General features: G+C 44.5%; 20 protein-coding genes. 13 read left to right on the plus strand and 7 right to left on the minus strand.

What is annotated here, in order from left to right; translation table 11 throughout:
- The first annotated feature begins 53 nt into the window (after positions 1 to 53).
- Positions 54 to 998, plus strand: a complete 945-nt coding sequence (locus QM351_RS05555; RefSeq protein ID WP_031576884.1) for a magnesium transporter CorA family protein — start codon at positions 54 to 56, stop codon at positions 996 to 998.
- A gap of 28 nt (positions 999 to 1,026) precedes the next feature.
- Positions 1,027 to 1,704, plus strand: coding sequence for a DUF1129 domain-containing protein (locus QM351_RS05560; RefSeq protein ID WP_414326898.1), 678 nt, complete (start codon positions 1,027 to 1,029; stop codon positions 1,702 to 1,704).
- 34 nt (positions 1,705 to 1,738) lie between these two features.
- Here the strand turns inward: QM351_RS05560 and QM351_RS05565 are convergent, their stop codons facing one another.
- From QM351_RS05565 to rpsF, 4 genes are all read right to left on the minus strand, one after another.
- Entirely contained in the window at positions 1,739 to 2,260 is a 522-nt protein-coding gene (locus QM351_RS05565; RefSeq protein WP_315377429.1) for a GNAT family N-acetyltransferase, read from the minus strand.
- 179 nt (positions 2,261 to 2,439) lie between these two features.
- On the minus strand, positions 2,440 to 2,679 hold the full coding sequence (gene rpsR, locus QM351_RS05570; RefSeq protein WP_000068664.1) for a 30S ribosomal protein S18: 240 nt from the start codon (positions 2,677 to 2,679) through the stop codon (positions 2,440 to 2,442).
- 41 nt (positions 2,680 to 2,720) lie between these two features.
- Complete coding sequence (locus tag QM351_RS05575; protein WP_049515946.1) at positions 2,721 to 3,218, minus strand: single-stranded DNA-binding protein; 498 nt, start codon at positions 3,216 to 3,218, stop codon at positions 2,721 to 2,723.
- 20 nt (positions 3,219 to 3,238) lie between these two features.
- Positions 3,239 to 3,529: a 30S ribosomal protein S6 gene (gene rpsF, locus QM351_RS05580; protein ID WP_003005040.1), complete on the minus strand. Its 291-nt coding sequence runs from the start codon at positions 3,527 to 3,529 to the stop codon at positions 3,239 to 3,241.
- A 302-nt stretch (positions 3,530 to 3,831) separates the two neighbouring features.
- Between rpsF and QM351_RS05585 the strand changes: the two genes are divergently transcribed.
- The 3 genes from QM351_RS05585 to QM351_RS05595 are packed head-to-tail and all read left to right on the plus strand — an operon-like array spanning position 3,832 to position 6,161.
- Complete coding sequence (locus tag QM351_RS05585; protein ID WP_414326901.1) at positions 3,832 to 4,884, plus strand: GtrA family protein; 1,053 nt, start codon at positions 3,832 to 3,834, stop codon at positions 4,882 to 4,884.
- Positions 4,871 to 5,773 (plus strand): phosphodiester glycosidase family protein, encoded by a 903-nt coding sequence (locus tag QM351_RS05590; RefSeq protein WP_414326903.1) that lies wholly within the window; start codon positions 4,871 to 4,873, stop codon positions 5,771 to 5,773. The genes QM351_RS05585 and QM351_RS05590 overlap by 14 nt, the downstream gene beginning before the upstream one ends.
- A complete protein-coding gene (locus tag QM351_RS05595) occupies positions 5,754 to 6,161 on the plus strand; it encodes a hypothetical protein (protein WP_414327022.1) in 408 nt (135 codons plus the stop codon). The genes QM351_RS05590 and QM351_RS05595 overlap by 20 nt, the downstream gene beginning before the upstream one ends.
- Before the next feature lie 64 nt (positions 6,162 to 6,225).
- Here QM351_RS05595 and QM351_RS05600 read toward each other — a convergent pair whose 3' ends face one another.
- The 3 genes from QM351_RS05600 to hutI form a co-directional block, all read right to left on the minus strand.
- Positions 6,226 to 8,337: a surface-anchored 5'-nucleotidase gene (locus tag QM351_RS05600; RefSeq protein ID WP_414326905.1), complete on the minus strand. Its 2,112-nt coding sequence runs from the start codon at positions 8,335 to 8,337 to the stop codon at positions 6,226 to 6,228.
- 235 nt (positions 8,338 to 8,572) lie between these two features.
- A complete protein-coding gene (locus QM351_RS05605; RefSeq protein ID WP_414326907.1) occupies positions 8,573 to 10,957 on the minus strand; it encodes a phosphoketolase in 2,385 nt (794 codons plus the stop codon).
- A 292-nt stretch (positions 10,958 to 11,249) separates the two neighbouring features.
- Positions 11,250 to 12,497 (minus strand): imidazolonepropionase, encoded by a 1,248-nt coding sequence (gene hutI / locus QM351_RS05610; RefSeq protein ID WP_414326909.1) that lies wholly within the window; start codon positions 12,495 to 12,497, stop codon positions 11,250 to 11,252.
- Positions 12,498 to 12,696: 199 nt separating this feature from the next.
- Between hutI and QM351_RS05615 the strand changes: the two genes are divergently transcribed.
- From QM351_RS05615 to hutG, 8 genes are all read left to right on the plus strand, one after another.
- Entirely contained in the window at positions 12,697 to 14,727 is a 2,031-nt protein-coding gene (locus tag QM351_RS05615; RefSeq protein ID WP_414326910.1) for a urocanate hydratase, read from the plus strand.
- An 83-nt stretch (positions 14,728 to 14,810) separates the two neighbouring features.
- Complete coding sequence (ftcD, locus tag QM351_RS05620) at positions 14,811 to 15,710, plus strand: glutamate formimidoyltransferase (RefSeq protein ID WP_003008641.1); 900 nt, start codon at positions 14,811 to 14,813, stop codon at positions 15,708 to 15,710.
- Between the two features lie 12 nt (positions 15,711 to 15,722).
- A complete protein-coding gene (locus QM351_RS05625) occupies positions 15,723 to 16,352 on the plus strand; it encodes a cyclodeaminase/cyclohydrolase family protein (RefSeq protein ID WP_023919035.1) in 630 nt (209 codons plus the stop codon).
- A 35-nt stretch (positions 16,353 to 16,387) separates the two neighbouring features.
- Positions 16,388 to 18,061 (plus strand): formate--tetrahydrofolate ligase, encoded by a 1,674-nt coding sequence (locus tag QM351_RS05630; RefSeq protein ID WP_023919037.1) that lies wholly within the window; start codon positions 16,388 to 16,390, stop codon positions 18,059 to 18,061.
- A 15-nt stretch (positions 18,062 to 18,076) separates the two neighbouring features.
- Positions 18,077 to 18,655, plus strand: a complete 579-nt coding sequence (locus QM351_RS05635) for a HutD family protein (RefSeq protein WP_003013270.1) — start codon at positions 18,077 to 18,079, stop codon at positions 18,653 to 18,655.
- 21 nt (positions 18,656 to 18,676) lie between these two features.
- Complete coding sequence (locus QM351_RS05640; RefSeq protein ID WP_003008649.1) at positions 18,677 to 20,020, plus strand: APC family permease; 1,344 nt, start codon at positions 18,677 to 18,679, stop codon at positions 20,018 to 20,020.
- A 215-nt stretch (positions 20,021 to 20,235) separates the two neighbouring features.
- Positions 20,236 to 21,777, plus strand: coding sequence for a histidine ammonia-lyase (gene hutH / locus QM351_RS05645; RefSeq protein ID WP_414326912.1), 1,542 nt, complete (start codon positions 20,236 to 20,238; stop codon positions 21,775 to 21,777).
- An 82-nt stretch (positions 21,778 to 21,859) separates the two neighbouring features.
- Complete coding sequence (gene hutG / locus QM351_RS05650) at positions 21,860 to 22,852, plus strand: formimidoylglutamase (RefSeq protein ID WP_024054987.1); 993 nt, start codon at positions 21,860 to 21,862, stop codon at positions 22,850 to 22,852.
- The last annotated feature ends 99 nt before the right edge of the window (positions 22,853 to 22,951 follow it).

Consider the following 22,951-nt stretch of genomic DNA (forward strand, 5'->3'; position numbering starts at 1 on the left):
ACCGTCCTTTTTCTGATATAATGTTAAGGTGTAAAAAAACAAGGGGAGGCACCATGAAACAGGTCTTTTTATCGACAACGACTGAATTTAAAGAAATAGAGACGCTGGAACCCGGTAGCTGGATCAACCTTGTTAACCCTTCCCAAAGTGAATCGATGGAAATCGCCTCTGCCTTTAATATTGATATTGCAGACTTGCGGGCACCACTCGATGCGGAAGAAATGTCCCGTATGACCATCGAAGATGAGTATACCTTGATCATCGTCGACGTTCCCATCAAGGAAGAGCGGAACAATCAGACCTACTACGTGACCATTCCGCTAGGGATTATCCTGACAGAAGAGGCTATTATCACGACTTGCTTAGAGAAATTACCGCTTCTAGATATCTTTATCAACCGACGCTTGCGGAATTTCTATACCTTTATGCGGTCGCGCTTTATCTTTCAGATCCTCTATCGTAACGCCGAACTCTACTTGTCTGCGCTTCGTACCCTGGATCGAAAGAGTGAACAGATTGAAAGCCAATTGCACAAATCAACGCGTAATGAAGAACTGATTGAGTTGATGGAGTTAGAAAAAACCATCGTCTACTTTAAGGCCTCTCTGAAAACCAATGAGCGCGTGATCAAGAAATTGACCAGTGCCACTAGCAACATCAAGAAATACCTAGAAGACGAAGATCTACTGGAAGATACCTTGATCGAAACCCAGCAGGCCATCGAGATGGCAGATATTTATGGAAATATCCTGCACTCCATGACCGATACCTTCGCATCAATCATCTCCAACAACCAGAATAACATCATGAAGACCTTGGCCATGGTGACCATCGTCATGTCCATCCCAACCATGATTTTCTCGGCCTATGGGATGAACTTCAAAGACAATGAATTACCGCTCAATGGAGAACCAAACGCCTTCTGGCTCATCATTTTCATCGCTTTTGCCCTGACCGGGTCTCTCGTCGTCTATCTCATCCATAAAAAATGGTTCTAACACCTACTAATAACACTAAGGAGTATTTATGTCTCAATTTGATTTGAATCAACTCAGCAAGAAAAACCAAGAATTTATCCGCATCGCCAAACACCAATTGCTTGAAAACGGAAAAACTGCTGAAGAAGCAGAAAGCCTCATCCAAGAAATCCTTCCAGCTATCCATGAAAACCAAGGAAAAGGGATTCCGGCACGGACTCTTTTTGGAGCTCCAACTGTTTGGGCGAATTCTTTCAGCGAGAAAGAACGCTATGAAAAAGAGCATCCGAAATTAAACGATGCTCCCTCTCTTATGATTTTGGATTCCTTCCTCTTTATCCTTGGTGTCTTTGCTACGATTAGCGCCTTTATGAACTTGGTCGCACCGCGTCGTACTGGCTATGGGTTGATCACCTTGATCCTTGGAAGTTTGACAGGGGCTCTGCTCTTGTATCTCATGTACTACTTCTTCTATCAGTATATGGATGGCACAAAAGATCGCAGTGAGCGTCCCTCTCTTTGGAAATCCATGCCGATTCTTGTCGGCGTCATGTTCCTTTGGGTCATCGTCTTGTCCTTTACCTCCTTACTTCCACAAGTCCTCAACCCAACTATTCCAGATGTTTTTGCCATCGTTTTAGGAGCTCTAGCGCTTGTCCTTCGCTTCTACCTCAAGAAACGCTTTAATATTAAAAGTTCGAGCACAGCACCTGCAACTCGACGCTAAAAAGAAACGGATGAAGTTTTCATCCGTTTTTGTTTTACTGTATTTCCTTGTTCAACCTTTTTGAAAAATAGAGGACTAAATCATCATTGTTTTCACAAGAACTGTAAGGGGCCAAGGGGCGATCCCTAAACCAAATTCCAGATCCATCTGGGATATAGCCTCGTTTAACATACAGTCTTTGAGCTGGGCCATAACCCGAGTGTAAACCAACCCCTAAAGTAACAATCTCTGATAGTAGCCGGACTCTTTTTTCCGCCTCTTCTAAGAGTTGATTCCCAATTCCTCGACTTCTAAATGGCTCAAAAACATTAAAATCAGTTAGTTCAGGATAGACTCCCACGAAAGGGCCGTGCTTGGCAGCAGGCAATATAGTGATATAGCCTGCCACAAATCCATCCGACTCAGCTACTAATACGTCCCTCTCTCTATTCTCCTGCTCCTGAAAATAGCTAGTCAAGATATCCTCTCTACCCGGCCACCCTTGGTGGATAAAGGCTTGAGAGATGTGCTCAATATCTGCCTTTATCATCCTCCTGATGATTACACCTTCCTTCATAGTTCTCTCCTTGATACATTTCTTCCCACATTATAACACGATTAGAGCTAGGGAAAGGTCAAAGAGGTCCACCGGACCTGAAAAAAAGACCCACCCGGGTCTTACTCGCTTTCTTGTTTTCAAGCTCGTGAAAAAGAGGTCCACTGGACCTGAAAAAAAGACCCACCCGGGTCTTTTTTTTAATCTTCGTTTACGAAAGGCATCAAAGCCATTACGCGAGCGCGTTTGATAGCTGTTGTTACTTTACGTTGGTTCTTAGCTGAAGTTCCAGTTACACGACGAGGAAGGATTTTCCCACGTTCTGAAACGAAACGGCTAAGAAGCTCAGTATCTTTGTAATCAACATATTCAATTTTGTTTGCTGCGATGTAATCAACTTTTTTACGGCGTTTGAATCCGCCACGACGTTGTTGAGCCATGTTTAATTCTCCTTTATAGTTTTAATTCGTTAAACCCATTCTTAGAATGGAAGATCGTCGTCTGAGATGTCCATTGGATTAGCTCCAAATGGATTTTCTTCACGACCAAAGTTTGGCGCGGCATTGCTTGGTTCAGATCCACCAAAGCTTGGGGCTGCATTTCCAGCAAAACCACCGTTACCTGATGAATAGCCACCAGCTGCATGCCCTTCGCGTGCTGCACGGCTTTCCAATAATTGGAAGCTGTCTGCTACGACTTCAGTGACATAAACACGTTGACCTTGCTGGTTTTCGTAATTACGTGTTTGAATGCGACCGGTAATCCCAATCAAAGCACCTTTCTTAGCCCAGTTGGCTAAGTTTTCTGCTTGCTGACGCCAGATCACACAGTTGATGAAATCGGCTTCGCGCTCTCCATTCTGACTCTTGAAGTTGCGGTTGACAGCTAGGCTGAAAGTAGCAACTGCTTGATTGCTTGGAGTGTAACGAAGTTCAGCATCACGGGTCATACGACCGACAAGTACAACATTGTTAATCATAAGTCACCTCTGATGATTTCTTACGCGTCAACTTTTACGATCATGTGACGAAGAATGTCACCGTTGATTTTTGAAAGACGGTCAAACTCGTTAAGAGCTACAGCGTCGTTCGCTTCAACGTTTACGATGTGGTAAAGTCCTTCACGGAAATCTTGGATTTCGTATGCAAGACGACGTTTTTCCCAATCTTTTGATTCAACAACAGTTGCACCGTTGTCAGTCAAGATAGAATCGAAACGTGCTACCAAAGCGTTTTTAGCTTCTTCTTCAATGTTTGGACGAATAATATAAAGAATTTCGTATTTAGCCATTGATAATGTTCCTCCTTTTGGACTAATGACCCCAAGTCTTTGCAAGGGGTAAGTGAGGTTTACTCACAAGAAACTATTATACCAGACTTTTCGAACAAAGGCAAGGATTATCTTTAGGATTTGAAACATCATTTTTTACATACCCTACGATATTAAAGGAAAACTTCCCCTTTAAAATGGAAATTATAGAAGGAAAGAGACTCCTTTCCTGTCCCTTTTCCTTAAAGAAAACTGATATCAGTTAGCTTTAAGCTTGAGTCTTTATACTAGCTACAACAAATCTCAAGAAACGAGGAACGATTATGAACTATCTTATCATCCCCGCCTATCAACCGGATCTGAATCTTGTCAAATTGGTTCGCCTGGTTCACGCTAAGAGTGATCTCCACATCATCGTCGTCGACGATGGAAGTGGCGCCGACAAGAAAGTGATTTTTGACAAATTGGACGGTCTTGCGACAGTCCTGACCCACGAGCACAATCAAGGAAAAGGGCAATCTCTCAAGACTGCTTATGCATACATCCTAGAAAGAGGTACCTATGGAAGCATTGTTACAGCTGATGCAGACGGTCAGCACAAAATTTGGGATATTTTCAGGGTTGTTAACCAATCTCAAGAGCATCCTGGAGCACTTATTTTAGGAGCACGCGCCTTTTCTGGCCAAGTTCCTTTGCGTTCTGCTTTTGGAAACAAATTGACCCGTTTCCTCTTCAAACAACAAACCGGAGTGGCAGTCAGCGATACTCAGACTGGCTTACGGGCCTTCACTACAAATATGTTACCTTTCATGCTTAAGGTTGACGGACAGCGTTATGAATATGAGATGAATGTTCTGCTGGCAGCTAGTAAGGCCTATCCCATCCTAGAAGTTCCAATTGAAACAGTCTACATCAATGACAATGAAGGTTCCCACTTCCGTCCTGTTCGCGACGGCCTCATGATCTACAAGGACATGTTCAAGTTTGCCCTCTCCTCTCTAAGTAGTTTTATCGTGGACTACTTGGTCTATGCCTTCTTCCTTTTTGTAATGATGGCCGTGCCCATTAGTCTTCGCATTCTCCTAGCGAACGGGATCGCTCGTGTGACGAGTTCCATTTTTAACTACTCTACTAACAAGCACCTGGTCTTTAAGAATAAAGATAGCGTCGCTAAAACAGGAAGTGGCTACTTTGGTCTAGCCCTCGGCCTCTTTATTCTCGATACGCTCTTGATTCGACTCTTCTATACTGCTTTCGGGCTCAATCTCCTGATCAGTAAAATTGTCGTTGGCTTCCTCCTCTTTCTGGTCTCATGGGTGATCCAGAAAAAAGTAATCTTCAAAGAAAGGACAGCTCCCCACCATGAAATTCTTTAAAAAATCCTATACCTATGCTGCCTGCTTTGGCCTTCTTTTGACCAGCAGTTTTAGCTACTCGATGCTCAAGACCTTTGTCTTATCCGATGCCATCCAAACCGTAAAAGCTACGACTACGGACACTAAGGCAGCCAAAAAAGCAGCTGCTTCAGCTACAACGACCGATACTAGCTATTCAGATGACAATATCCAGGTGACTTTAACAGAAAAAACAGTTGAAAACACCCAGGTTTACATCGCAGATATCACAGTCAGCTCGGCAGATTATCTCAAAACAGCCTTTGCACAAAACACCTACGGGACAAATGTAACGGCTAAGACCTCCGTCACAGCCGCCAACAACAGTGCTATTCTAGCAGTGAACGGTGACTATTACGGGGCTAACAGTACAGGATACGTCATCCGAAATGGAGTGGTCTACCGCGATACCGTTCGGGAAGATGCAAGCAATGGTGACCTGGCCATTTACAAGGATGGATCCTTCAAAATTATCTATGAAGATGAGATCTCAGCGGATCAATTAGTCAAAGACGGGGTCGTCAATCTCCTCGCTTTCGGTCCTTCCTTAGTTGAAAATGGAGAAATTACCGTCGATACCAACTCAGAAGTTGGACAATCCATGGCGTCTAATCCACGGACTGCTATTGGGATCATCGATGAAAACCACTACATTATCGTCGTGTCAGACGGACGGACTTCAGAAAGCCAAGGCCTGTCTCTCTACCAATTAGCAGAAGTGATGAAGTCTTATGGCGTCAAAACAGCCTACAACCTTGATGGTGGCGGATCTTCTACCCTCTACTTTAACGGAAAAGTCATCAACAAACCAACAACAAATGGTACTATCTCAGAAAGGGCGGTGAGTGACATTGTCTACATCGGTTACTAATCCTATTAAACAACGCTTGAAAAAGACCATCCTATGGTACATTCTTATCTTGGCTTTCTTCTTTGTCGGAAGTCGTATCTACGAACACTTTAGTTTTGGCGAAACCTCTGCCTTCATGCACTACCTCTTCTTGATTCCTTTGATCGGTGGCGCCCTACTAGTGCTTCTACAGTTGATGGTGAAAGGCTTCTCTCGCCTGAGTCTCAATCTTTGGAATTCAGGAGTGGCTACGCTCACAGCTGGAGCCCTCTACCGAGGGATTGTCAACCTCTCTGGTCGATCTACCACAATGGATCAACCCTATTATTATCTGGGAGTTGCCTTTCTAGCACTAGCTCTGATCAGCCTCTTCTTTGTCCGCAGTGTCTGGGTGGAGAAAACAGCCTAAGATCAAAAACGTCCGTTTCTCAAAAGAACGGACGTTTTTTAGGGTCAGTTAACGGATGAACGACTTAGCCTTCACGTTTTTTGCTAGCTACAAAGCCTGCTAAAGCTAGTGAGGTCATGCCAAAGAGGCTAAGGACTGTCGAAGCCAATTCTTCTTGACCTGTTTTTGGAAGACCTGTTGCTGGTGTAGCAGCTACTTCTGTTTGTCCACCCGTATGATAAGTGACAGCAACTGGTTTGTTTGTTGCCACTTCTTTTGTTTCGCTTGCAGCTGGTTGAGCTGGAGTTACTGAGCTTTCAGGTTGTGGAGTTGGGGTAACAGGAGTTACTGGAGCTACAGGATGAACTGGACTTACTGGATCAACTGGCGCTGGCTGTGGTTGTGGAGTTGGTTCTGGAGTTGGTTGAGGGGTTGGTTGTGGTTCTGGAGTAGGTGTTTCTTCTTCCACTTTTTCCACAAAGGTCTTATTGCCCAAGATTGAAGCAGACAACTTCTTCCCTGCCTTATTCACATCTTCGATGTATTGGATAAAGACTTCAGTATCTGGATTAATGGCACCGATCAATTTTGTATCACGGAAGACTGAGAAGCCATCTCCGCCACCATACAAGAAGTCGTTGATAATTGCCTTGTAGGTCTTGTTGCGATCAATTTCGGTTCCGTCTGCCTTGTAAGCTTTCACGACCTTATATGGATTTTCTTCTGTTGCATCAGCCGGTTTTGTATAGGTGTACTTGATCCCTGCCATTTGCAAGAAGTAGAGCTCTTTTTCATCATATTGTTGGTCCAAAGCTTTGTAGATTTGGTCCCCAGTGATTTCTACTACTTGGAGGATATTTCCAAATGGTTGCACTGCTTGAGCTGCACCCCAAGTTACTGTTCCGTCTGGTTTCACCACGAGGTCTGCACGGATTCCTCCATTATTGGTGAAGGCAAAGTCAACATCTGGATAACCTGATTTTTTGGCAATATCTAGTTGGGCGGCTGTGACCAGATCCCCAACAGCACTTTCTTTTTGCTCATTCAATTCACGAGTGATATTTTCTGCTTTTTCTGCTGAACCAATTTTCGCTTCTGTTACCTTTTTAACAGTCTTGTTGGCTTCATTGATGATCGCTTGAACCTTGGCATCTTTTGCTTTGCCTTTCGATGGATCTACCGCAATAATTTTAGCAGTTGGAGCTTTGACAAAGTCAGCTGTATCTGTATCTAGGACTCCGCGGACATCAGAGTAGGCCTTTCCTTGAGAAGTTCCTTGCACAATCAAGGTATTTCCGACCATTCCATTTGTATATTGGTGGTTGTGACCTGCAAAGACGATATCCACTGAGTTTTCAGGATAGATTTGGTTTAATTTTTTGATCATGTCTGCAGCTGGGCCTTCTGCTACACCATTCTTACTAGTGGCAGCAACGTGGGCCAAGACAGCGATAGCATGAACTCCTTGGTCATTTAATTCACGCGCATATTTGGCAATCGATTCTGCTTCATCCAAAACGCGGTATTGTTCATGATTTTTACGCAAAACAAGATTTGGGAATTCTGTCGTAACAACCCCGATAAATCCGACTTTAACAGTCTTATCATTGACTGGGATTTCTTTGATGGTATAAGGCTTCCAGTCAAATGGGATTTTGTTAGTATCCTTGTCGACCAAGTTGGCAATCACGACTTCTTGTTTGGAAGCTTCATGAGGATACTCATCGACGATCTTATTGAATTGACCAGGTGTTGGGGCTTCTCCCTTCATGATCCGGTTGAATTCACCAAGTCCTTCGTCAAACTCGTGATTACCAAGAGTTCCGTATTCAAAGTTCATTTCATTGAAGACTTTAACAGTTGGTTCATCTTGAAGGAGGGCAGAATTGGCTGGACTAGCTCCGACCATATCTCCAGCTTGCACACGGATGCTGGCATTTGGCGTTCCGGCATTCTCCGTTTCAAAGTCTTTTTGCGAATCGTTCAAATAGGTTGCCAAAAGTGGGGCTGTTCCTGCGTTTTTCACAGTTTCGCCTTCTAAACGAGCTGTCCCCGTTTGTTCCAAGGCACCGTGGAAGTCATTGACTCCCATGAACTGCACTGGCAATTCATCTGCGAAAACGCTATTGATCGCAAAAACACTAAGACCGGCAGCGACCGCTAGGATACTGCTTTTCAAGATAACTTTTTTCTTCATTGAATACTCCATTTTCTAATGTCGGACACTTCTCCAAAGAGGAGAATGCAGAAAAGTTGATTTGCTGCAATCAGCTCTTCCATTTTACTATTTTTTCGGTTTCACTTCAATATTTCTTTGAAAACTCTTCCATCTTTCTCTAGAAAGCGCTTGATTCCCGAACTTTTATCCCTGTATCTTTTATTCCCTACTGCATTCAAATCACAAAAAAGCCGGAGTAATCCGGCTCTTTTTCTTATTTATTTACGTTTTCCCATTTCCAGTTTTGAACTTCTGGAATGTCGTCTCCATTTTCACGGATATAGGCGTTGTGGAAGGCTACTGTTTCATCCATTTGAGCTGCAAATTCAGCTGCTTCTGCTCCAAGAGCTGCATTAGCAGCATCTTGTGCCAAGTGGAAGCGATCCAACTCAGACATGACACGCATATCGAATGGTGTTGTGATATCTCCGTTTTCACGGTAACCATGCACACGCAAGTTGTGGTTGTGACGGTTGAAGAAGATGTCACGGATCATGCCTTCGTAACCATGGAAGGCAAAGATCACAGGTTTGTCAGCGGTGAAGACCTTGTCGAACTCTTCATCTGAAAGTCCACGCGCGTCGACTGATGGGTGACGCAATTTCAAGATGTCTACAACGTTAACAAAGCGGATCTTCAATTCTGGGAAGGCTTTGTGAAGAATCGTTACAGCTGCAAGTGCCTCTAAGTTTGGCTCTGTACCTGCTGCTGCAATAACTAGATCTGGTTCTTCATCTGCTGAAACAGTTGATGCCCAATCGATCACCTTGTATCCTTCACGAACCAATTCTTCTGCTTCAGCTGCTGAGTAGAATTGAGGTCGCGGGTGTTTAGAAGAAACGATCAAGTTGATCACATCTTCTGCCTTGAAGGCTTGGTCCATCACTGCAAGCAACGTATTGGTATCTGCTGGCAAGTACTCACGGATGTATTTAGGAGTTTTCTCAGCCAAGTGAGTCAAGATACCTGGATCTTGGTGAGTGTAGCCATTGTGGTCTTGTTGGAAAACAGTTGAAGTCGCAATCAAGTTCAAGGCTGGGTAGTTTTTACGCCATGTCGTGTGAGTCTTAGATTTACGCAACCATTTGAAGTGTTGAGTAATCATAGAGTCTACAACACGAAGGAATGATTCGTAAGATGCGAAGAATCCATGACGACCTGTCAAGACATATCCTTCGAGCATTCCTTCTGCTTGGTGTTCTGACAATTGAGAGTCAATCACACGTCCAGCAGGGCTCAAAGCTTCATCGTAGTCTGGTTTCATACGTCCTAACCATTGACGGCTTGTACGAGTAAAGACTTCTTGAAGACGGTTTGATTTGGTTTCATCTGGTCCAAAGATACGGAAGTTGTCTGGGTTCGCATCCACCAAGTCTGCTGCATACTTACCAAATTCGATCATATCTTGCGCCATGATAGCACCTGGTCTTTCAATCTTGAAGGCATGTTTCTTCCAATCAGCTGTGTTCATTGGTTTGATCACACCAGCATTTGTGATTGGGTTCATCGCCATGCGACGGTCACCTTTTGGTGCGATCTCAGCAATTTCAGGAAGTAATTTACCAGTTTCGTCAAACAACTCAGCTGGACGGTAAGATTCCAACCATGAAAGAAGGGCATCCACATGCTCCATGTGGTGAGCATCTACTGGGATTGGAACTTGGTGAGCACGGAAGCCACCCTCGATTGGTGTTCCTTCCCAAGCTTTTGGTCCAGTCCAACCTTTAGGAATACGAGCAATCAAGACAGGATATACTGGTTGAGTTGCTTCTTCAGCAGAACCTTTACGAGCTTCTGCTTGGACTTTCTTGATTTCTTCAATTGCTTCGTCCAATTTTTCAGCGAACATAGCGTGTGCAGCTTCGTGGTCATCAGAAATAGCGGTTACGTTTGCAAAGATTGGTTTCCAACCAAGACCTTCAAAGAAGAGGGCCAATTCTTCGTCTGTTTTGCGTTCGAAAATCGTTGGGTTGTGGATCTTTCCTCCGTTGAGGTAGAAGATTGGAAGAACAGCTCCATCATTGACTGGGTTCAAGAAGGTATTTGACAACCATCCTGCCATCAATGGACCCGTTTCTCCTTCACCGTCACCGATCACTGTGGCAGCAATCACATCTGGATTATCCAATACAGCACCTGCAGCGTGAGAAAGGGCATAACCAAGTTCTCCCCCTTCATGGATAGATCCTGGTGTTTCAGGCGCCGCGTGAGAGGCGATCCCTCCTGGGAATGAGAAGATCTTACACAAGTGTTTGAAACCTTCTTCGTTTTGAGGGATAGTTGGATTCAATTCAGTATATGAACCATCTAAGTAAGAGTTCGATACCATTACTTGTCCACCGTGACCTGGTCCTTCAATGTAGAACATATCCAAGTCGTATTTGTTGATGGTACGGTTCAAGTGAGCATAGATAAAGTTTTGCCCTGGTACAGTTCCCCAGTGCCCGATTGGGTGAGCCTTCAAGTCATTTTCAACGACTTCACGCTTCAACAATGGGTTATCTTTTAAGTACATTTGAGCAGCTGAAATGTAGTTGGCTGCACGCCACCAAGCGTCTACTTTATCCAAGTAAGCTTTGCTGTTATAATCGACAGTCATCTTGTCTCCTCACAATTTCTAGACAGGTCTGTTGATCAACCTGTTCGTTTGATGAATAGTTTAAACACTCTGTTTTCAAGATCAAACAGATGATATTGAAAAAAATATTCAATATTACTTCTATTCTATCAAGAATTTCTATTTTTGTACATCACAAAGTAAGAAAAATATTCTTTGATGATCAAATTTTTATTATCCGATAAAGCATTCCCATTTACTGTGGAGATCTGATAGAAAAAAAGACCTTGCTGATTTTCACAAACCAGCAAGGTCTCGACTGAAATGGAGTAGTTTAAATGACTTTTTGACCTTTCTTGTAGACATCTGTCACTAGATTGGTCGCAAAGAAATAGAAGAGATAGTCTAGATTTGGCGCATCAAAGATGGTAATGTCAGCCTGCTTGCCAGCATCGAAAGAACCGATCGTTTTGGCACGATCTACTGAGTAGGCTGCATTGATGGTCACTGCATTGAGAATTTCCACTGGAGTTAGGCGCATCATGAAGCAACCCAGATGCATGGCAAACTGAAGATTGGCTGTTGGACAAGATCCTGGATTGCTGTCCGTTGTTAGGGTAATGGCCATGCCAGCATCCAACATCTTACGAGCCGGTGCATAAGTATCTTCCATGAGGCTAAAGGTTGTTGCAGGCAACAGATTTCCAATGACTTTTGCTTTTGCTAGTTTTTCGATCCCCTCATCGGTAATGACCATCAGGTGTTCTGCGCTGGTGGATTGCAATTCAGCCGCTACGTCAACACCTCCAATAGACTCAATTTCATCCGCATGGATCCGTAACTTGAAGCCCATTTCCTTAGCTTTCGAAAGAAGATAGCGAGATTCATCTGCTGTAAAGACCCCTTTTTCACAGAAGATATCACAGAACTCAGCTAACTGTCCTTCTTTCACTTTCGGAAGCATTTGTTCCACAATAAGATCTAAATATTCTTGGGAACGGCCCTTGTACTCTGTAGGAATCGCATGGGCTGCCATAAAGGTAGAAACCAGATCAATTTCATGGTCACGGTTCAAGGCAGCTACTACATCTAGTTGGCGTTTCTCCGTTTCCCAATCCAAACCGTAACCGCTTTTCGCTTCAACGGTTGTCACCCCATGGCGCAACATGTAGTCCAACAGTCGTTTGGACTTGTCATAGAGGGTGTCAAAAGAAGCTTCCCGTGTCGCCCGAACGGTGCTTAGAATCCCTCCGCCTTGGGCGAGGATGTCTAAGTAAGAAACACCTGCTAATTTTTTAGCAAATTCATGCTCCCGACTGCCTCCATAGACTAAGTGGGTGTGGCAATCAATCAGGCCAGGGGTCGCAACTTTTCCTTCACAGGATTTTACTTCCGTATGGTCATCGATCAGTTCTGGGTCTGGTTGCCCTGTCCCAACTGCAAGAATCTTTCCATCTTTAATGGCGATATAAGCATCTGAAAGAATTTTTGCCTCTGCCATCTCCTTACCATAGAGAGGATGACCCAGATCATTCGGACAAAACAATTGGTTAAAGTGGGTTAATAGGATATCAGCTGACATATGAAACATTCCTTTCTATTTCCATCGTTATTCATTTTACAATTCTACAGAAAAAGCGTCAAAAAAAAGTCAAAAAGTTTTCCCCTCATTTTTTTTTGCTTTATTAAAAATTATATTTTTTTTTGACTCTTTATTGACGTTTCTTGGATACAATAAAGAAAATACAAATTCACAGTCCAACTATAAGGAGGGTTCTGCTATGTCATTTATAGACGAGAAAGAAATTGCAGCTGCTATGTCTGTCAAACTTGACTTTGATGTCCTGCCTGAAAAGGCGACTTTTCAAGAAGGCATTCGTCGTGCACCGGATAGAGGCTTCCGCTTAACGCAGGCTCAGACCGAAATTGCCCTTAAAAATGCTTTGCGTTACATTCCTAAAAAATTCCACCAAGAGTTGATCCCAGAATTCCTAGAAGAACTGAAAACTCGCGGTCGGATCTATGGCTATCGCTTCCGTCCAAAAGATCGCATCTATGGAAAACCAATTGATGAGTACAAAGGAAAATGCACTGCTGCTAAAGCTATGCAGGTCATGATCGACAACAACTTGAGCTTTGAGATTGCCCTTTATCCTTATGAATTGGTTACTTATGGAGAAACAGGATCTGTCTGTGCCAACTGGATGCAATACAACTTGATCAAAAAATACTTGGAAGTGATGACAGAAGACCAAACCTTGGTCGTTGAATCTGGTCACCCTCTAGGCCTCTTCAAATCGAAACCAGAAGCTCCTCGCGTCGTCATTACTAACGGTCTCTTGATTGGTGAGTATGACAATATGCACGACTGGGAAATCGCTGAAGAAATGGGAGTAACCAACTACGGTCAAATGACGGCTGGTGGCTGGATGTACATCGGCCCTCAAGGGATCGTTCACGGTACCTTCAACACCCTTCTCAATGCTGGTCGTCTCAAACTCGGTGTGGCTGATGATGGCGACTTGACCGGTAAACTCTTCATTTCATCTGGTCTCGGTGGGATGAGCGGTGCTCAAGGGAAAGCAGCTGAAATTGCAAAAGCGGTTGCCATTGTCGCTGAAGTCGACCGCTCTCGGATCGAAACCCGTCACTCTCAAGGCTGGATTAGTCAAGTGACAGACAGTGCCGAAGAAGCTGTGAAATTGGCTCAAGCAGCCCTGGAAGCTGGTGAATCAACTTCGATTGCCTACCATGGTAATATCGTAGACTTGCTTGAATATGTCAATGAACACCAAGTTCACGTTCATCTCTTGTCTGACCAAACCTCTTGCCACAACGTCTATGATGGAGGCTATTGCCCAGTTGGTATCAGCTTTGAAGAACGGACACGTTTGTTGGCAGAAGACAAAGAAACCTTCCATCGTTTGGTCGATGAAACCTTGGCTCGTCACTTCGCAGTGATCAAAGCCTTGACAGCTAAAGGTACTTACTTCTTCGACTACGGTAATGCCTTCATGAAATCTGTTTACGACTCAGGCATCAAGGAAATTTCTAAGAATGGCTTGGATGACAAAGACGGCTTCATTTGGCCATCTTATGTAGAAGATATCATGGGACCTATGCTCTTTGACTATGGTTATGGTCCATTCCGTTGGGTCTGCCTCAGCGGTAAACACGAAGACTTGATTGCAACTGACCATGCAGCCATGGAAGCGATCGATCCAACTCGTCGCTACCAAGACCGCGACAACTACAACTGGATTCGCGATGCGGAAAAGAACCAACTGGTGGTTGGTACACAAGCACGTATCCTCTATCAAGATTGTATGGGCCGTGTCAACATTGCTTTGAAATTCAATGAACTCATTCGCCAAGGCAAGATCGGACCGGTCATGATCGGACGTGACCACCACGACGTATCTGGTACAGATGCTCCATTCCGTGAAACATCAAACATCAAAGATGGTTCGAACGTCACTTGTGACATGGCGGTTCAATGTTACGCTGGTAACGCTGCTCGCGGTATGAGTCTCGTCGCTCTCCACAACGGTGGTGGTACTGGTATCGGTAAAGCTATCAACGGTGGATTTGGTCTCGTCCTAGACGGTAGCCACCGGATCGATGAAATCATCAAGTCTGCCATTGCCTGGGACACTATGGGTGGAGTTGCTCGTCGGAACTGGGCACGGAATAACCATGCCATTGAAACAGCGATCGAGTACAACCGTCTCCATGCAGGAACAGACCACATCACCATTCCGTATCTGGCAGATGAAGATTTGGTCAAAGAAGCCGTTCAAAAATTGTTTTAACATCAAAAAATAAAAACTGAGAAAGGGGAGGAAAATGCAAAGACTCCTCCTCCCCAACTTCTCCTATAAAAAGAGGTAATCATATGGCAAAAATTGTTGAGTGTATTCCAAACTTCTCTGAAGGACGCAATCAAGCTGTGATCGACGGATTAGCAGCAACAGCAAAAAGTATTCCAGGTGTCACTTTACTAGACTACTCGTCTGACGCCAGTCACAACCGCAGCGTCTTTACACTCGTTGGGGATGAAGAAAGCATTCAAGAAGTGGCTTTCCAATTGGTGAAATACGCTTCTGAAAACATTGATATGACCAAGCACGAAGGCGAACACCCTCGTATGGGGGCAACAGACGTTTGTCCATTCGTTCCCGTTAAAGATATCACTACAGCTGAATGCGTTGAGATTGCTAACAAAGTAGCCGAACGCATCAATCGTGAATTAGGTATTCCAATCTTCCTTTATGAAGATGCTGCAACTCGCCCAGAACGGAAGAACTTGGCGAAAGTGCGTAAAGGACAATTTGAAGGAATGCCAGAAAAATTGTTGGAAGAAGACTGGAAGCCAGACTACGGTGAACGCAAGATTCACCCAACTGCAGGGGTTACAGCTGTCGGTGTCCGGATGCCACTCGTTGCTTTCAATATCAACCTTGATACAGACGATCTAGAGATTGCCAATAAGATTTCTAAAATCATTCGTGGATCAAGCGGTGGATACAAATACTGTAAAGCGATCGGTGTCATGCTAGAAGATCGCAACATCGCCCAAGTCTCCATCAATATGGTCAACTTGGAACAATTCCCATTGTATCGTGTTGTGGAAACCGTTCGTTTCGAAGCGCAACGCTATGGTGTTCGCATCATCGGAACAGAACTCATTGGACTGGCTCCTGCTAAGGCTTTGATCGACTCTGCTGAATACTACTTACAATTAGAAGACTTTGACTACAGCAAACAAGTCTTGGAAAATCACTTGTTGGGTTAGAAAGGGAGTTCTATGAAACTAGTTGACTTAAGTATTACGGAGTTTGCCAAGGTCCTTGGTTCGGATGCTCCAGCTCCAGGTGGTGGTTCTGCTGCTGCCCTATCCGCTGCAAATGGGATTTCCCTTACAAAAATGGTCTGTGAACTGACCATTGGTAAGAAAAAATACGCTGAATTTGAAGACCACATCAAAGGGGTTCACGAAAAAAGCGCTCAACTCCAAGACCAATTACTAGAAGCCATCGACAAGGATACAGAAGCCTTCAACGTCGTATCAGCTGTCTTTGATCTTCCAAAAGAAACGGAAGAAGAGAAAGCCGCTCGTCGTGAAGCCATGCAAAAAGCTTTGAAACACGCGACAGTATCTCCTTTCTCTATGATGGAGCTCATCGTTGAGGCTCTTGAAACCACCAAAGAAGCTGTTGGCAAGTCCAACACCAATGCGGCTAGTGACCTAGGGGTAGCTGCTCTGAATCTTAAAGCTGGCCTTCAAGGTGCTTGGCTCAATGTCTTGATCAACATTTCAGGAATCAAGGACCAAGACTTCGTCCAAGAATACCATAGCAAGGGACTCGAACTCCTCCAAACCGGTTCTGATCTTGCAGATAACATTTACCAAACCATTTTAGAAAGTCTATCTTAAACCTAGCAAACAAATATAAAGAAAGAAGGGATTCTATGGTTTTATCGGATATTGAAATTGCCAATTCTGTCCAAATGAAGCCCATCACCGATATCGCTGCTGAACTTGGATTGACCGAAGACGATATTTCGCTCTACGGAAAATACAAGGCAAAAATTGATAGCAACCAACTGGAAAAACTCAAGGATAAGGAAGATGGAAAGCTGATCCTCGTGACAGCCATCTCTCCGACACCTGCTGGAGAAGGAAAGACAACCACCTCTGTTGGATTAGTCGATGCTCTCTCAGCTATTGGTGAAAAAGCCGTCATTGCTCTCCGCGAACCTTCTCTTGGCCCGGTCTTTGGGATCAAGGGTGGAGCTGCCGGTGGCGGGTACGCCCAAGTGGTTCCAATGGAAGATATCAACCTTCACTTTACCGGAGACTTCCATGCCATTGGGATTGCCAACAACTTGCTTGCAGCCTTGATTGACAACCATATCCATCACGGCAATGAGTTGGGCATCGATTCTCGTCGCATCACCTGGAAACGGGTGGTCGATATGAACGACCGTCAACTCCGTCATATTGTCGATGGTCTTCAAGGAAAAACAAACGGAGTTCCTCGTGAAGATGGCTTTGACATCACCGTGGCTTCTGAAATCATGGCCATTCTCTGTCTCTCAGAAAATATCCTTGATCTCAAAGAACGTCTTGATCGCATCATTATTGGGTACAACTACCAAGGACAACCGGTCACAGCCAAAGATCTCAAGGCTGGAGGTGCCATGGCAGCTGTCCTCAAAGATGCCATTCATCCAAACTTGGTGCAAACCTTGGAGCATACTCCTGCCATCATCCACGGCGGACCATTTGCCAATATTGCTCATGGCTGTAACAGTGTGCTGGCTACTAAACTAGCCCTCAAATATGCAGACTATGTCGTGACAGAAGCTGGTTTTGGAGCAGACCTCGGTGCTGAAAAATTCATCGATATCAAGTGCCGCATGGCCGGGCTCAAACCTGCTGCCGTTGTCCTCGTCGCAACCATCCGTGCCCTCAAAATGCATGGCGGGGTTGCCAAGGCAGACTTGGCTACTGAAAATGTCCAAGCCGTTATCGATGGTCTACCAAACCTAGACAAACACTTGGCCAACATCCAAGAAGTCTATGGCCTACCTGTGGTCGTCGCCATTAACAAATTCCCACTGGATACAGAGGCTGAACTAGAAGCTGTCTATGAATCTTGTAAGAAACGCCATGTAGATGTGGTCATTTCAGATGTCTGGGCAAATGGTGGAGCTGGCGGCCGTGACTTGGCTGAAAAAGTCATTCAACTGGCTCAAGAAGAAAACCACTTCTCTTATGTCTATGACGAAGAAGACAGCATTGAAACAAAATTGACCAAGATTGTTACCAAAGTCTATGGTGGTAAAGGCATCAGCTTAACACCAGCGGCCAAACGCGAACTGAAAGAATTGGAAGCACTTGGTTTCTCCAACTACCCAATCTGTATGGCCAAAACACAATATTCCTTCTCCGATGATGCCAAGAAGATTGGAGCACCGACAGATTTCACTGTAAAAATCAGTAACCTTAAGGTAGCAGCCGGAGCTGGCTTTATCGTCGCTCTCACTGGTACCATTATGACCATGCCTGGCCTACCTAAAGTTCCTGCCAGTGAAAAGATTGATATCGATGCCCACGGCAATATCACTGGTCTCTTTTAAGAAAGAAGGCGTCCTATGGTGACTCTCCTTCATCTTACCCCCGCAGATTATCAAATTTCTACCTGGTCCGGTGGCCAAACCACCCAACTCTTTCTCTCCCCAGAGGGAGGAAGCTATCCAGATCGGACCTTTGACTTCCGCCTCTCTACTGCAACGGTAGAGGTTGAAAAAAGTAACTTTACCGATCTCACGGGCTACCACCGAATCTTGATGCCCTTGAATGCCTCCATTAGGCTCACCCATCACCATAAAGAAGTGGTTTTGAACCCCTTTCAAAGCTACTTCTTTGATGGGGGAGATCCTGTATCTAGCCAAGGGACTTGTCAAGACTTTAATTTGATTTACAAACCTTCTTATCAGGGGCATATGAGTGCTATATCCCCAAAAGAGAGTGTCAAAAGTCAGAGTCGCTATCAATTGATCTACGCTCTCTGTCCACTAACACTCGAATGGGGAACCAATCATTCTCAAACTCTCCAAACTCACGAGCTCCTGGTGATCGAACAAGCATCTCCTCTTCAAGAGATGACAATCACGTTTTTACCCCATCAGTCTGGGGAGCAACCGATTGCTATCTGGACTGGACTACAATAATGTTCACAAAGGAGAAACATTATGAACGGAGCACATAAACAGTCAATTGAGGAACAAGAAAAAGCGAAATTCAGCTTTAGCGGTGCCACTCTTTACGGTATCAACGCCGTAATCGGATCTGGTATCTTCCTCCTCCCTCAAAAAATTTATTCTGGCCTCGGACCAGCTTCTCTAGCTGTCATGTTCGGGGTTGCCATTCTCGTCATGCTACTATCAGCCTGTCTGGCTGAAACAGCTGGCTACTTCGACAAAAATGGTGGAGCCATGCAATACTCAAAAGCCGCTTTCGGAGACTTCGTTGGCTTTAACGTTGGGATTCTCGGTTGGGCCGTTACTGTTATCGCTTGGGCTGCCATGTTAGCCGGCTTTGCTAAGATCTTCATCATCACCTTCCCAGCATTTGAAGGCTACAACCTTCCGATCAGTATCGGTATGCTGATTCTCTTGAGTCTGATGAACATTGCCGGTCTGAAAACCTCTAAGATGTTTACTCTGACAGCTACTGTTGCAAAATTAATTCCAATTGTCCTCTTCTCACTCTTTGCCATCTTCTTCATTTCCGGTGGCGTGAGCAAAGGCAACTTCACACCTTTCCTTCAATTGGAAAGTGGAACAAACCTCTTCAGTTCTATTTCTAGTACAGCCGTCTACATCTTCTACGGTTTCATCGGATTTGAAACCATGTCTATCGTTGCAGGGGAAATGCGCAACCCTGAAAAGAATGTTCCCCGCGCTATTCTAGGTTCTATTAGTATTGTATCTGTTCTCTACATGTTGATCATCGCTGGAACAATCGCCATGCTTGGTGGTCGCATTATGCAAACTGGTGCACCAGTACAAGACGCATTTGTCGAAATGATTGGCCCTATCGGAGCTCCACTCGTTTCTTACGGAGCCCTCATTTCAATCGCCGGTCTAAACATCGGTGAATCCATCATGGTCCCTCGTTTTGGTGCCGCATTAGCAACTGAAAAACTCTTGCCAGAAGGGCTTGGAAAAACAAACTCTAAGAATGCCCCTGTCATTGCCATTATCATCTCTGGTATCTTCGCTTTCTTACTCTTGTTATCTGGCTCTTTCGAATCATTAGCAACATTCAGTGTTGTCTTCCGTTTCTTCCAATACATTCCAACTGCTTTGGCAGCCATCAAACTCAGAAAAATGTACCCAGACAAAAAGGTTACCTTCCGAGTACCATTTGGTCCCGTTATCCCAGTTCTAGCTGTTGTCATTAGTATCTTGATGATCGCAGGGGACAACCTGATGAACTTTGTTTGGGGTGCCATCGGTCTCGTGATCGCAAGTGGACTCTACTTTGTTTTCCACGGCGATAAACTACATAAATCGAAAACCCTTCCTCACTAATTTTCTTTACACAGTAGATGGGAACAGAGGCGGGAGCGAAGCTCGGTTTTGCTCCCTATCCCATCTAGGACTCCACGAATGTCAAACCTGAGCCCTTTTCTCTATGACTCTTTTCAATTTTTATGATCAATAGACAATGGGCCCATGTTTGGTATTCAAATTGAAGTACACAAACATACTTCTACAGAACAACTATTCATAATCGGAGGTTTTATATGACTCAATTGATTCATTTAGACGGCAATAGCTTAACACTCGAAGACGTCATCGCTGTAGCTCGCCATGGTGCCCAATGTGAGCTTGACGAACAAGCAAAAGAAGCTGTCGTCGCATCCCGTAAAATTGTCGATGATATCGTCCGTGAAAAACGAGTTGTCTATGGTGTGACCACTGGCTTTGGTTCCCTCTGTAATGTCAGCATTTCTCCAGAAGATACAGTTCAACTGCAAGAAAACTTGATCCGAACACACTCATCTGGTTTCGGTGATCCACTTCCTGAAGATGCCGTTCGTGCCATCATGCTGATCCGTATCAACTCGCTCTTGAAAGGCTATTCTGGCATTCGTTTGTCAACTGTTGAAAAGCTGTTAGAATTACTTAATAAAGGAGTCACTCCTTATATTCCTGAAAAAGGCTCTCTCGGAGCTTCTGGAGACCTCGCTCCTCTATCTCACATGGTTTTACCAATGTTGGGACTTGGACAGGCCTACTACAAGGGGCAACTCTTAAGCGGTCAAGAAGCTCTCGACCAAGCTGGTATTGAAAAAATCCAATTGGCTGCCAAAGAAGGGCTTGCCTTGATCAATGGTACAACCGTTCTAACCGGTATCGGAGCTCTTGCAACCTACGACGGTATTCAATTGCTTAAACTGTCTGACATTGCCGGTGCTCTCTCAATGGAAGTCCACAATGGGATTACCAGTCCATTTGAAGAAGACCTTCATACCATCCGTCCTCAAAGTGGACAATTGGCAACTGCTCGCAACATCCGTAACCTCCTTGAAGGAAGCAAAAACACAACCGTTGCAACCCAACAACGGGTCCAAGACCCTTACACACTCCGTTGTATCCCTCAAATCCACGGAGCCAGCAAGGATTCTATTGCTTATGTAAAAGAAAAAGTTGAAATCGAAATCAACTCTGTGACAGATAATCCAATTATTACTAAAGAAGGCCACGTCATCTCCGGCGGGAACTTCCACGGAGAACCAATGGCACAACCATTTGACTTCCTAGGGATCGCCCTTTCTGAAATCGGAAACGTATCTGAACGTCGGGTGGAACGCTTGGTCAACAGCCAGCTTAGTAAATTACCATCCTTCTTGGTTAAACACCCTGGACTCAACTCAGGCTTCATGATTACCCAGTATGCGTGTGCATCCCTTGCATCTGAAAACAAAATCTTGTCTCACCCAGCTAGCGTCGATTCTATCCCATCTTGTGAAAACCAAGAAGACTTCGTCAGCATGGGAACAACAGCAGCTCGTAAAGCGGCTGAAATTCTTAAGAACTCCCGTCGCATCGTTGCTACTGAAATCATGGCAGCCTGCCAAGCCTTGGATCTCAAACCAGAAAATCATGAACTTGGTAAAGGTACAAAACCTGCCTATGACCTGATCCGCAACAAGGTTTCCTTCATTGAATTTGACAAAGACATCGAAATCTTTGAAGAACTTAATAAAGCATCTGCTGTTGTCGAAAGCGAAGAATTCTTAGCAACCATCGAAAAAGCAGTTGACTTAAGCATTCAATACTGATACAGTAAGAATAAAGCAAAACAGAGGCTGGCGATCTTCTCAGCCTCTGCCTGCTTTCAGAAAAATAAGGGAGGCGACAAGCTTGCTCACAAACTACTATCCAATGACCTACAGCTACTACCAAGGTAGCATCGAGGACAATCCCTACACGGCCAAATGGGGAATGGTCACCAAATTTTTAGACCTAAACGACGAGACCCTCACTCCATTTGAGGGGATGACCTTTGGGATCATCGGCTTTAAGAGCGACAAAGGAGTCTATATCAATAATGGGCGTGTGGGAGCAGTCGAGGGTCCTACAGCCATCCGTTCTCAAATCGCTAAACTTCCATGGCACTGGGGAACCAATGTGACAGTGTATGATGTGGGAAATATTGACGGGCCTAACCATTCACTAGAAGAACTCCAAGAAAGTCTCTCACAAGCGATCCAGCGCATGTACCAATTAGGGATCCAACCCATTGTCCTAGGAGGCGGTCACGGAACTGCTTACGGCCACTATCTAGGGATTCAATCCAGTTTAGAAAAAGATGAACAACTGGCTGTGATCAATCTGGATGCCCACTTTGATTTGCGACCTTACGACCAAACCGGTCCCAATTCTGGAACAGGTTTTCGTCAAATGGCTGATCATGCTAAAGAAAAAGGTCAGGACTTCCCTTACCTCATCCTGGGGATCCAAGAGCACAATAATAACCTCTTCCTCTTTAATTACGTTGCTAAAACACCAAGCATTGATTTTTTAACTGGCCAAGATCTCTTCCAGATGAGCCACCAAGCCATTCTGGATCGAATCGATCAATTTTTAGAAAACCAAACCGCGATCTATCTGTCTATTGATATGGATTGCTTTGCGGTCGGCTCTGCTCCTGGTGTTAGCGCCATCCAATCACTTGGTGTCGATCCTAAACTAGCCCTCCTGCTTCTCCAACACATTGCTGCTAGTGGTAAGCTAATCGGATTTGATGTCGTGGAAGTTTCTCCTCCTCATGACATTGACAATCATACTTCAAATCTTGCTGCGACCTTTATCTTTTACTTGACCCAAATATTGGCGCAACAAAAACTGAACTAAGAAGATTTCTACACACATAAAAAGCATAGAAACACCCATTACTAGGGTATTTCTATGCTTTTTCTTCGTTTTCAGACACAATGATCTTTGTCTGAAAGG

It is taken from the genome of Streptococcus parasanguinis (assembly GCF_047465465.1).
Lineage (GTDB): Bacteria > Bacillota > Bacilli > Lactobacillales > Streptococcaceae > Streptococcus > Streptococcus parasanguinis_AI.

Bases quoted from the DNA above. Each gene is read 5' to 3' on its own strand.
- QM351_RS05575 (WP_049515946.1), bottom strand. From the start codon at position 3,218: ATGATTAACAATGTTGTACTTGTCGGTCGTATGACCCGTGATGCTGAA.
- QM351_RS05560 (WP_414326898.1), top strand. From the start codon at position 1,027: ATGTCTCAATTTGATTTGAATCAACTCAGCAAGAAAAACCAAGAATTT.
- QM351_RS05625 (WP_023919035.1), top strand. From the start codon at position 15,723: ATGAAACTAGTTGACTTAAGTATTACGGAGTTTGCCAAGGTCCTTGGT.
- QM351_RS05555 (WP_031576884.1), top strand. From the start codon at position 54: ATGAAACAGGTCTTTTTATCGACAACGACTGAATTTAAAGAAATAGAG.
- QM351_RS05600 (WP_414326905.1), bottom strand. From the start codon at position 8,337: ATGAAGAAAAAAGTTATCTTGAAAAGCAGTATCCTAGCGGTCGCTGCC.
- rpsF (WP_003005040.1), bottom strand. From the start codon at position 3,529: ATGGCTAAATACGAAATTCTTTATATTATTCGTCCAAACATTGAAGAA.
- QM351_RS05615 (WP_414326910.1), top strand. From the start codon at position 12,697: ATGTCATTTATAGACGAGAAAGAAATTGCAGCTGCTATGTCTGTCAAA.
- QM351_RS05635 (WP_003013270.1), top strand. From the start codon at position 18,077: ATGGTGACTCTCCTTCATCTTACCCCCGCAGATTATCAAATTTCTACC.
- QM351_RS05590 (WP_414326903.1), top strand. From the start codon at position 4,871: ATGAAATTCTTTAAAAAATCCTATACCTATGCTGCCTGCTTTGGCCTT.
- QM351_RS05585 (WP_414326901.1), top strand. From the start codon at position 3,832: ATGAACTATCTTATCATCCCCGCCTATCAACCGGATCTGAATCTTGTC.
- QM351_RS05605 (WP_414326907.1), bottom strand. From the start codon at position 10,957: ATGACTGTCGATTATAACAGCAAAGCTTACTTGGATAAAGTAGACGCT.
- ftcD (WP_003008641.1), top strand. From the start codon at position 14,811: ATGGCAAAAATTGTTGAGTGTATTCCAAACTTCTCTGAAGGACGCAAT.
- rpsR (WP_000068664.1), bottom strand. From the start codon at position 2,679: ATGGCTCAACAACGTCGTGGCGGATTCAAACGCCGTAAAAAAGTTGAT.
- QM351_RS05640 (WP_003008649.1), top strand. From the start codon at position 18,677: ATGAACGGAGCACATAAACAGTCAATTGAGGAACAAGAAAAAGCGAAA.
- QM351_RS05565 (WP_315377429.1), bottom strand. From the start codon at position 2,260: ATGAAGGAAGGTGTAATCATCAGGAGGATGATAAAGGCAGATATTGAG.
- hutI (WP_414326909.1), bottom strand. From the start codon at position 12,497: ATGTCAGCTGATATCCTATTAACCCACTTTAACCAATTGTTTTGTCCG.
- hutH (WP_414326912.1), top strand. From the start codon at position 20,236: ATGACTCAATTGATTCATTTAGACGGCAATAGCTTAACACTCGAAGAC.
- QM351_RS05630 (WP_023919037.1), top strand. From the start codon at position 16,388: ATGGTTTTATCGGATATTGAAATTGCCAATTCTGTCCAAATGAAGCCC.